Source organism: Mesobacillus jeotgali, assembly GCF_014856545.2.
Lineage (GTDB): Bacteria > Bacillota > Bacilli > Bacillales > Cytobacillaceae > Mesobacillus.
In genome coordinates this window covers 3689663-3700737 of the sequence record NZ_CP109811.1, presented here as the reverse complement: position 1 = coordinate 3700737, position 11075 = coordinate 3689663, and the positions used below count along the sequence as shown (strand labels likewise).

The window sequence follows — 11075 nt, the reverse complement described above, 5'->3', positions numbered from 1 at the left end:
ATAAGGATAAATGCCTATAGACGTTGGGTTGTATTGAAGGAGCTTTTTGGATGAAAGAAATAGAATTGAAAATGCAGGGGAAAATCAGCCGCCTGACCAATCATACATTTAAATTTGATGAAAGGATCCGGGACGGCTGGTTTTCAGCTGTGTATTTCCTTAAGACTCGGGAGCTCGTAAAGAAATACCAAGCAGACAACATCATCACCATGCAGTTTTTCCAGAAGGACGAAGCTGTTCTGTGTGGTACGGATGAAGTGATCGCCCTGGTAAAAACGTTCGCGGACCGCCCTGAGGAACTGGAAATCCATTCGCTTAAGGATGGGGATAAAATCTCTCCGTTTGAAACGGTCTTGACCATTACAGGTCCTTACCAGAGTTTTGGTTATCTTGAGGGAATTATCGATGGCATCCTGGCGAGAAGAACTTCTGTCTCGACGAATGTTTATAATGTTGTGAAGGCAGCGAGTTATTCAGGTAAGCAAAAGCCGGTCATTTTCATGGGAGACCGTGACGACCATTATACAACACAAGCTGGTGATGGTTACGCTGCCTATATCGGAGGTGCCACTGCCCAGGCCACACATGCGATGAATGAATGGTGGGGAAAGCATGGTATGGGAACGATGCCGCATGCATTGATCCAAATGTTCAATGGCGATATCGTCGCAGCAACCCGTGCTTATCACGAAACCTTTCCGAATGATGATTTGATCGCTCTTGTTGATTATAATAATGATGCGATTACTGACTCTTTGAAAGTCGCAAGGGAGTTTGGCGAAAAGCTGAAGGGTGTCAGGGTAGATACTTCACGAACACTAATCGACCAGTACTTCCTGCGCAACCAGCACTTGCTGGGAACATTCGACCCCCGCGGAGTGAATGCAGAATTGATTTTCGCACTAAGGAAAGCACTTGATGATGAAGGCTTTGACCATGTTAAAATTGTTGTCAGCGGAGGCTTCAGTGAAAAAAGGATCCTGGAGTTTGAAAAGCATGATGTGCCAGTCGACATGTATGGCGTAGGCGGCAGCCTGTTAAAGTTGAAAATAGGCTTTACTGGCGACAATGTCATGTTGAATGGAAAACATCAGGCAAAGTCAGGCAGAAGGTTCTGGCCGAATCCCCGGCTTGAAAGAGTCGAATTTTAACAAGTTTGAAAGCAACTAACTAAGGGAATATGTACTTTTATTCATGATTTCATTTTTAACGGAGAGATTCATTGGGCACTGTCATTTTGGATATAAGTTTTGGCAAAAAAAACGGTCCTTTTGGAAGCAGCACTAATGAAACTGTGTTATTTACCGTAATGATGTTATAATGATTCAATACATGAATGACAGACACATCACCATTGCATTTTGCACTGTTTGATATAGTGTACAGGCGAAATGAGCAAATCGGGATATCTGTCATATACTGTGTTACATACAGACGTTGTTGGAGGTTCTTTATATGACTATTTACCATTTTGTAGGTATAAAGGGGTCTGGAATGAGTGCGTTAGCTCAAGTTCTCCATGATATGGATTATCAGGTACAGGGCTCCGATTATGATAAGCACTTCTTTACCCAGGTAGCCCTTGAGAAATCTGGAATAAAGATCCTTCCGTTTAATAAGGAAAATATACAGCCTGGAATGACAGTTATTGCAGGCAATGCCTATCCGGATACTCACGAAGAGATTCAGGAGGCATTGGAGCTTGGCCTTCCAATCATCAGATATCACCGATTCCTTGGTGATTTCATGCAAAACTTTACAAGTGTTGCGATTACAGGGGCTCATGGGAAAACTTCGACTACAGGATTGCTGGCGCATGTGATGAGAGGTGCAAAACCTACATCATTCCTAATCGGTGATGGCACTGGAAAAGGTGACAAGGATGCTCAATACTTCGTGTTTGAAGCATGTGAGTATCGCCGCCATTTCCTTTCCTATTTCCCGGATTACGCCATCATGACGAATATCGACTTTGACCACCCGGACTACTTTGCCAATATCGAGGATGTTTTCTCTGCATTCCAGGAGATGTCATGGCAAGTCAAAAAGGGTATTTTCGCATGCGGTGACGACGAGCAGCTGCAAAAAATCCAGGCCAAGGTACCAGTTGTATTTTATGGTTTTGGCGAAGAAAATGATTTCCAGGCTCGCAATATCGTTAAGTCCACTGAGGGTACGACGTTCGATGTTTTTGTCCGGAATACATTCTATGATACGTTCTCGATTCCGGCTTATGGTGACCATAATGTCCTGAACTCACTCGCTGTCATCGCTTTATGCCATTACGAAAATATCGAATCCAAAGTGATCCAGGCCCAGCTTGAGACTTTCGAAGGCGTGAAACGGAGATTTTCCGAAAAGAAAATTGCAGACCAGGTAATCATTGATGACTACGCACATCATCCTACAGAAATCAAAGTAACAATCGAAGCTGCAAAGCAGAAGTATCCTGATCGTGAAATCGTCGCGGTTTTCCAGCCGCACACCTTTACAAGGACTCAAGCATTCCTGAACGAGTTCGCGGAAAGCTTGAATAAAGCAGATAAGGTGTATTTGTGCGAAATCTTTGGTTCTGCCCGTGAAATTCATGGGAAGCTATCAATTACCGATCTAAAAGAAAAAATCGACGACGCAGAAATCATCGCTGAGGAAGATACCTCGCTTCTGAAAGAGCATAGCAATGGCGTCATCCTGTTCATGGGCGCTGGTGATATCCAGAAGTTCCAGGAAGCATATGAAAAAGAGTTACAAGTATAACGAAAAGCGGAGGCGACTGTCCAACTCCGACAAGCGCTGGAGGGCCTGACAGTGAAGTCGTTCTTTGACTTCATTGGCAGGACCGAAGCGTCTCGAGGAGTTAGGAGCCGCAGCTGGACAATTCTCGAAGTAGAAAGTTCATCCTCTCTGTTATAAAGAAAAGGATGCGGCCTATTGGTCCGCATCCTTTTCGTATTTATGCCCTCTAGTTTTATTTTAAGTTCTCAGGGTTCAAGCCCTCGAGTTCAGGGATGACAAAGCGTCCATCTTTACGAATCAGAACGTCATCGAAATAAATCTCTCCGCCGCCATATTCAGGGCGCTGGATATTGACCATATCCCAGTGAATATTCGAATGATTGCCATTGAATGCATTGTCATAGCACTGTCCTGGTGTGAAATGGAAGCTTCCATCGATTTTTTCATCGAACAGGATGTCCTGCATTGGATGGAGGATATATGGATTCACGCCAATTGCAAATTCTCCGACAAAACGAGCCCCTTCATCTGTATCAAAAATCTTGTTGATGCGCTCTGAATCATTTGCAGATGCTTCAACGATTTTTCCATCCTTGAATGTCAGCTTCACATTCTCGAAAGTGAATCCCTGGTATGGGGACGGAGTATTGTAGGTAATTACGCCATTGACTGAATCACGAACAGGAGCAGTATAAACCTCACCATCAGGAATATTTAGCTCACCCGCACATTTTATAGCTGGGATATCTTTAATGGAGAAGGTCAAGTCAGTTCCTGGTCCGGTGATTCGTACCTTGTCGGTGCGGTTCATCAAGTCTGCCAGGCTGTCCATTGCCTGATCCATTTTTCCGTAATCAAGGTTACAGACGTCGAAGTAGAAATCTTCGAAGGCTTCAGTACTCATCTTCGCAAGCTGTGCCATTGCCGAGTTAGGGTAACGAAGAACAACCCATCTCGTTTTTGGAACGCGAATGTCCCTATGAACTTTCTTGCCAACCGTATCACCATGGATCTTCATTTTATCGGCCGGAACATCAGCATGTTCATTGATGTTATCGCCAGAACGAAGACCGATGTACGCATCCATTTTGCTCATCACATTAGCTTCAAACTCAGCAATCATGTCGAATTGCTCCTGCTGGGCGCCCATAAGCAATGAACGATCCACCTGGTGGTCCTTCAATGATACAAATGGATAGCCTCCAGCTTCGTATGCTTCTTTCACGAGAGCCGTAACAAGCTCGCGCTGTAGTCCAAAGTTCTCAATCAGGACTTTTTCCCCTTTTTGAAGCTTGACCGAATAATTGATCAAGTTCTTTGCCAGTTTTTGAATACGAGGGTCTTTCACGAAATCACTCCTATGTATAAAAATAAAACACATAATCATATTGTAACCGAAACGCAGAAGTTTGTGCTCATTTCCTTTTAGGGCTGTAAGAATAATCAATTTGATTAGCTCCTTAATGCAGTGACCCTAAGCAAGTTGGCGCACGGGTAGGTTCAAGCTGAAAGAGGCCCTTATGCTTGTCCTTTTGCCTCTATAAGGGTCTCGTTCAAGCCGAAAGAGGCCCTTTTGCAAGTTCTTCCGCCTTTATAAGGGTGCCGTACAAGGTGAAAGACACCCTTATGCAAGTTCTTCCGCCTTTATAAGGGCCCCGTTCAGGGAGAAAGAGCCCCTATGCAAGCAAATCCGCCTCTATCAATGAAGTTTATTTGTGCCAGAAAAACAAAATTAAAGCCCCTCTATCTTTTTTATCAGACTGAATGAATATTCTCCTCTGAACTCTACTTAATGCTGGATTTATAAATTGTAGAAAGATATTCTTAATCAGGAAGGAAAAGGGTATGCTTATATTGAAATACATATTAGACAAGGTGGTTTATGTCGCAATCTGCGGGGTAAAATGTACATATGCTAACGGAGGTGTTCAACAGTGGAAATTATTTTGTATCTAAGTGTTGCTGTTATAGCAATTGCGTTTTTGGTTTTGGTAGTCTCATTGTCCAAAACTCTTAAATCCTTACAAACAACTTTAGACAGTGTATCAGGCACACTTGATGGCCTGGAGAAGCAGTTGGATGGAGTGACTCGTGAAACGACGGAGCTTCTGCACAAAACTAACAATTTGGCCGACGATATTTCCAGAAAATCTGAGAGCTTGAACGGTGTTGTTAATGCTGTGAGGGATGTAGGAAATTCTGTTCAGAGATTCAATCAATCTATTCACAATGTCCAGACAATGGTGGACCTTCAGATTGACAAGAATAAGGACAAGATTTCACAGGTTGTTCAGTGGAGTAATGTATTCCTTGAACTGAAGGACAAGTGGCAATCAAAAAAAACAGCCAAGATTGACCATCAGCTTGAGAGCGAAGAGATGGTAACGAGGCAGCGTGAACGTGTTCGGTATTAATGAAAGGTGGAGATAAAATGAACAGGGAACAAAGCCAGTATGATGTAAATGGATCAATGAGGGAAACAAACAGCAATTCCAGAGATTTTGTGACTGGAGCTATTGTTGGGGGGCTTGCTGGGGCATTGGCGGCACTATTGCTTGCTCCTAAATCAGGAAAAGAGTTAAGAGGCTCACTTAATGAGCAGACTTCTTCCCTAAAGAACAAGAGTGCTGATCTTGCTTCTGCAGCGAAGGAGAAGGCAAGCGGCTTGAAAGAAACTGTTTCGCAGCAGTCTTCAACCATTGTCAACAAGGTGAAGGATATGAAGAACAAGAACGAAGACACTTCACAGAATACAGATGGTGACGAAGGAGAACTTCAAGAAGTTCCTACTTCAATGGCAGAGACAAGCTCTATGGACAACACGCATACTGCCACTGGAGAAGAAATCCAAAAGAAGCTTGAAGAAACACAAAAAGCTTTCGATGATACCGAAAGCAAGCTGAATCAGTAAAATTGTCAATGAAACGGTGAAGTGGTAAGATAACTTCACCGTTTTATTTTTTATATAAAAGCCTTTTTCGTATGAAATTGTTGAAAGTAACAATGTTACCGTAAAGAGCCTTAAAAAAGGAGAGAGTAAGATGAAAAAGATTGATTCAATTGAACAGTTTGACCAACTTGTCGATTCCGGAGAAACATTCTTCATGCTGAAGCACAGCACGACTTGCCCGATCTCAGCAGCTGGTTACGATGAATTCGCGAAGTTCGAAAACAATGGCAGCGATAATTTATATTATCTGACAGTCCAGGATTCTCGTGACCTTTCCAACCATATTGCTGAGAAATTCCATGTCAAACATGAATCGCCGCAGGCCATTTTATTTGTGAATTCAGACGTTGCCTGGCATGCTTCCCATTTTAAAATTACTGCAAAATCATTAGCGGGAGCAAAAGAAGAAAATGTAAAGTAAAAAAACATCCGGTAGGATGTTTTTTTACTTTAAAACCATAGGGTTCTCGAAAGTTATATTCAGCTCATCACCGGGTGCCAACCGGTCGTCGAATCCCGCTTTTTCCCCATTTTTTAATAGAGTGAATCCTCGGCTGTCCGTTGGAATTTCAAACTGTACAAAGTTGAATAAGTCCTGGAAGATGAAGGGCTGCACATTCTTTTGTTTAGTGGTTAAAAGGTCTCCGCTGTGTATGCGTTCGTTCATTCCCAGTTTAGTGCCCCCGCGGGAGAATTGAATTAATTCCTGCTCGAGCTGAACCTGCTGGCCGTTGAAAAAAATCGGCATGGATTCAGTAGCAGGGACCCCCAGTTTTTCTACTAATCTTCTCAAGGTAGGTTTTTTTCCTTTTTCAAAACGGATATTATCCAGATGGTCAATTTTCGTTTGTAATTTTGCTTCCAGTCCGTTAACAAACATTTTTCCCATGAACTCTGTGACCTTGTGCTGTATTCCGTCAATCTTTATCAAAAATGGGCGAGTGTCATTAAGCATTTCTGCAAGGTTTAGTTCCTTCAGAATACTTTCGATTGTATCGGGCATTTCAAAGATGATCTCATCCCTGTCTTCGACTGGTTTGGACATAGAAGCCGGGAGATTATTGCAGGTCATCTTCGCGCTAACTTCATACCTTTGGCCATTAATGATCACCATCTTGGATGGAAGATCGCCGATTAAGTCGCCAAGAGTCAATTCTGGTCTGACTCCATCCTCGCCCTTTTGGACAGTGAGTTGATCGCCTCCATCCACCTGATCATCGAATGAGCAGGGAATCCCATTTTTCAGTAACACAGGCTGTTGTCCATGCTTGCCTGGTATTGTCACATTTTTGCCGTTCAGGCTGACAATCTTGGCGAGGCCCGGCCTGCCGTAAAGCTTATTCATCTTTATCCCGGCAGCCAGCAGACAGTCGCCCACTGTCAATTTGTTCACTTCGAAAAGCCTTACCGGCTGGCCGTTCACATGAACAGTATGATACTGGACAGGAGACTGTTTCGCAGCAATCGCAATCCCGATTGGTGTGACTAGTTCTGGCCCTTTCGTAATATGTGCTGCAAATGAAACAGAGTTGATGGCATCGAGACCACGGATGGCGACCCTGTTTTCCGGAAGGTTTAACATAGCGGCGAGCCTCCTGGGTAAATCAGGGGTAAGGCTTCCACCGCCAACAAGCATGACTGCTTTAGGGGGCTTATTGCCATTCAACTTCAGGATTTCCTCTCCGATTGTTCCTGCCAAACGGTCAATCGCAGGCGCAATTCGTTCAACGGCTTCATCCTTGCTGACCTCTGTTTCAAAGCCAAGGATGTCTGTGATCGTAATTGATTGATTTACAAGCAGGTCCCGCTTTGCTTTTTCAGCAAGAGGGAAGTCCAGCAGAAACTCATCACTAACAGCTTCCGTAATTTCATCTCCTGCCACTGGTACCATTCCATAGGCAATTACTGTCCCTGAGTCTGTGAGCGCGATGTCGGAAGTCCCCGCGCCTATATCAACAAGAGCGACATTCAATCTCCTCATTGATGCAGGAATCAGCACATTGATCGCGGCAATCGGTTCCAAGGTAAGTGCGTCCATTTCAAGTCCGGCCCTGTCCAGTGCAGCAAGCAATGATTCAACGACAACTTTTGGGAGGAAGGTCGCAATGATTTCCACAGAGGCTTCATTTCCCCGCTGGTCAATCAGGCTGCCGATTCCTTCTCCATCAAGCTGGTAATAAAGAACCGAGTATCCGACACAATAATAGTGATGCTCATTGTTTTTTTCACCAGCAACAGCTGCCTGTGCTTGCTGGACTGCACTTAATTCAAGGTGGAGGATATCCTGCTTTGAAAACATCGGCTTGCCGGAGATATCAACTGCCACTTTCGATTGTTCTGTTTTCAGCGCGCGGCCGGCTGCAGCGACACAGACCTTGGTCAAAGGGCCATGTGAAACTTCCAGTGCCTCTTTAATTTCAGTAATGATTTCAGAAACTGACAATACATCATGGATTTGGCCGTCCAGCATCGACCGTTCCTTGTGTTCCCTGACCATGATGTCGACAGCTTCATAGTGGCCATCAGCTTCCTCCAGGATGATTCCTACTACAGACCTGGTTCCTATATCTAGCGCAAATAGTTTATTATTTACATGCACATCATGCACCCTCTAACTTAAGTTCTCATACGATGCTTTATCACTTAAAAGCGTTTAATTATTAAAGAATTTTACGTGACAATCCAAATTATTTCAGATATAATTACCTTTATCATATTATACAGCTTGATCCATAGCACTTTAACTGCATCATTGCACCCGAGCTCCTATTCTAATATCGGCTTTATAATGACATTGCTTTAGGCTGGGAGCCGCAGAAACCTGATTTTATAAATCCTGGTGTGGTAAAGAGATCAGGTTATACAATTCTTGAGTGCAGTTAAAGGATTTGGTGCTTCTTTGTTTGAAAAGTCTTGGTGTCAGGGCAAAAATGTATTCCGAAAGGACGGGACAGAAAATGAGTAAAAATCTTGACCAGCTAAGAAATCGTGTGGATGAATTGAATTTAGAGCTTCTATCATTAATTAATGAAAGAGCCCTGCTCGTCCAGGAAATTGGCCGTGCAAAGGAAACTCAGGGTGTGTACCGTTATGACCCTGTGCGTGAGAGGGAAATGCTTGATTTGATCAAAGAGCAAAATAACGGCCCTTTTGAAAATTCGACGATTGAACATATTTTTAAAGAAATTTTCAAGGCAGGACTGGAGCTTCAATCGGATGATCACCGCAAAGCACTTCTCGTTTCCAGGAAGAAAAAGCCGGATGATACCATCATTGACATTAAGGGTTTAAAAATCGGCGACGGAACACCAGACTTTGTTTTTGGTCCTTGTTCAGTTGAATCATATGAACAAGTGGCAACCGTTGCTGAAGCAGTTAAAGCAAAAGGCTTTAGAATGCTGCGCGGCGGGGCTTTCAAGCCTAGAACTTCACCTTATGACTTCCAGGGACTGGGAGTGGAAGGTCTCAAAATCTTGAAAAGAGTTGCGGATGAATATGATCTAGCAGTGATTAGTGAAATCGTCACACCTGCTGATATCGAAATCGCTGTCGACTACCTTGACGTTATCCAAATCGGCGCCCGCAATATGCAGAACTTTGAGTTGCTTAAGGCAGCAGGAGCCGTGAATAAACCAATTTTACTAAAACGTGGACTTGCCGCCACAATTGAAGAATTCATCAATGCGGCTGAATATATCATGTCACAGGGCAATGGCCAGATCATCCTGTGTGAGCGGGGAATTCGGACGTACGAAAGGGCTACAAGGAATACACTTGATATCTCTGCAGTGCCAATTTTGAAAAAGGAAACACATTTGCCAGTCATGGTTGATGTTACCCATTCTACAGGCAGGAGAGACCTGCTACTGCCAGCAGCAAAAGCTGCACTGGCAATCGGGGCAGATGGAGTGATGGCAGAAGTTCATCCAGATCCAGCAGTAGCATTATCAGACAATGCCCAGCAGATGGATCTGAAGCAGTTTGATGAATTTTTAGAAGGATTGAAATCCACTCCGTTTGTAAGAGTATAAAAGTTCTTGAAACCTTCCTTTCATCAGGAAGGTTTTTTTATGGACAATTTCAGGGTAACTTATTAGAAACGGTCATTACGTCCAAATTCAGCTGGATTAATCAGAAATACTGATAAAAATGTATTAATTTAAGCTGTTCAGATTGCGGGATTGATAAGGATGTCGTATGATTAATAACATAATTATGCTTGTACATATAATCACAAACTTAAAATATGATTATTGTGGCAATTTTTGCTGTACACTAACTGAAAAGCGCCGTTTATTATCTGAAGGAGTGAAATAGATGAACATTACAATATATGATGTTGCACGGGAAGCGAACGTTTCAATGGCAACGGTTTCACGTGTTGTTAACGGAAACCCCAATGTAAAGCCGGCTACAAGGAAGAAAGTAATGGAGGTCATTGACCGTCTGGGTTACCGCCCGAATGCTGTTGCCAGGGGATTGGCAAGCAAAAAGACGACGACTGTCGGCGTTATCATCCCTGATATCGCGAGCCCGTTCTTCGCTGAGCTGGCAAGGGGAATCGAAGATATCGCTACGATGTACAAATACAATATTATCTTGAGCAACTCTGACCAGAATATTGAAAAAGAATTGCATCTGTTAAACACAATGCTTGGCAAACAAGTAGACGGAATTGTTTTCATGGGCGGCAATATTAAGGCCGAGCATGTTGAAGAATTCAAGAAATCCCCGGTCCCGATCGTCCTTGCTGGATCAATCGAGGAAACAGGTGAAATTCCATCCGTCAATATTGATTACGAGCAGGCAACTTTTGATGCTGTATCTGCTTTTATTGAAAAAGGCCACAAAGAAATCGCATTCGTTATTGGTCCTCAGATTGAGCCAATCAATAAGGATAAGAAGCTCGAAGGATACAAGCGAGCATTAAAAGATGCAGGAATTGAGTATAACGAAGAGCTTGTTGTCGAAGGAGATTATACGTATGATTCAGGTCTCGAGGCAATTGAAAGAATCCTTGAGCTTAATCAGAAACCAACAGCAATCCTTGTCGGTTCGGATGAAATGGCACTTGGCGTAGTTCATGGTGCATTTGACCGCGGCTACAGCGTTCCTGAAGATTTCGAAGTAATCAGTTCGGATAACACAAGATTGACTCTTATGGTACGTCCGCAGCTGACAACAATTGTCCAGCCTTTATACGATATCGGAGCAGTTGCCATGCGCTTACTGACGAAGTATATGAACAAAGAAAATGTAGATGAAAATATCGTTGTCCTTCCGCACCGGATTGAGAACAGGAAATCAACGAAATAATTTGGAAGCCGTTTGCAGTTTGATGCAAGCGGCTTTTTTATGTAATCGAAGAGAAAATGACAAAAACATGAGT

9 protein-coding genes are annotated in these 11075 nt (G+C 43.3%); 7 read left to right on the top strand and 2 right to left on the bottom strand.

The genetic code is table 11. The features are described from left to right. Window positions 1-50: 50 nt before the first annotated feature. A complete protein-coding gene (locus tag FOF60_RS18930; protein WP_192472516.1) occupies window positions 51-1151 on the top strand; it encodes a nicotinate phosphoribosyltransferase in 1101 nt (366 codons plus the stop codon). A 304-nt stretch (window positions 1152-1455) separates the two neighbouring features. Further along, a complete protein-coding gene (gene murC, locus FOF60_RS18925; protein ID WP_192472517.1) occupies window positions 1456-2757 on the top strand; it encodes a UDP-N-acetylmuramate--L-alanine ligase in 1302 nt (433 codons plus the stop codon). Window positions 2758-2968: 211 nt separating this feature from the next. Here the strand turns inward: murC and FOF60_RS18920 are convergent, their stop codons facing one another. Continuing rightward, a complete protein-coding gene (locus FOF60_RS18920; RefSeq protein ID WP_192472518.1) occupies window positions 2969-4084 on the bottom strand; it encodes an aminopeptidase in 1116 nt (371 codons plus the stop codon). Between the two features lie 586 nt (window positions 4085-4670). On the opposite strand from FOF60_RS18920, the gene FOF60_RS18915 reads away from it, so the two are divergent. The 3 genes from FOF60_RS18915 (at window position 4671) to ytxJ (ending at window position 6107) form a co-directional block, all read left to right on the top strand. Further along, window positions 4671-5150, top strand: a complete 480-nt coding sequence (locus FOF60_RS18915) for a DUF948 domain-containing protein (RefSeq protein ID WP_192472519.1) — start codon at window positions 4671-4673, stop codon at window positions 5148-5150. Between the two features lie 17 nt (window positions 5151-5167). Then, on the top strand, window positions 5168-5647 hold the full coding sequence (locus FOF60_RS18910) for a YtxH domain-containing protein (protein ID WP_192472520.1): 480 nt from the start codon (window positions 5168-5170) through the stop codon (window positions 5645-5647). Window positions 5648-5777: 130 nt separating this feature from the next. Continuing rightward, window positions 5778-6107, top strand: coding sequence for a bacillithiol system redox-active protein YtxJ (ytxJ, locus tag FOF60_RS18905; protein ID WP_192472521.1), 330 nt, complete (start codon window positions 5778-5780; stop codon window positions 6105-6107). 24 nt (window positions 6108-6131) lie between these two features. Here ytxJ and FOF60_RS18900 read toward each other — a convergent pair whose 3' ends face one another. Continuing rightward, window positions 6132-8285, bottom strand: a complete 2154-nt coding sequence (locus tag FOF60_RS18900) for a cell division FtsA domain-containing protein (RefSeq protein WP_264647591.1) — start codon at window positions 8283-8285, stop codon at window positions 6132-6134. 358 nt (window positions 8286-8643) lie between these two features. Here FOF60_RS18900 and FOF60_RS18895 point away from each other — a divergent pair, with 358 nt between their 5' ends. Both FOF60_RS18895 and ccpA read left to right on the top strand, forming a co-directional pair. Beyond that, window positions 8644-9717: a bifunctional 3-deoxy-7-phosphoheptulonate synthase/chorismate mutase gene (locus tag FOF60_RS18895; protein ID WP_192472522.1), complete on the top strand. Its 1074-nt coding sequence runs from the start codon at window positions 8644-8646 to the stop codon at window positions 9715-9717. A 286-nt stretch (window positions 9718-10003) separates the two neighbouring features. After that, window positions 10004-11002 carry a catabolite control protein A gene (ccpA, locus tag FOF60_RS18890; RefSeq protein WP_192472523.1) on the top strand — a complete coding sequence of 333 codons (999 nt, stop codon included), beginning with the start codon at window positions 10004-10006 and terminating at the stop codon, window positions 11000-11002. Window positions 11003-11075 lie beyond the last annotated feature (73 nt).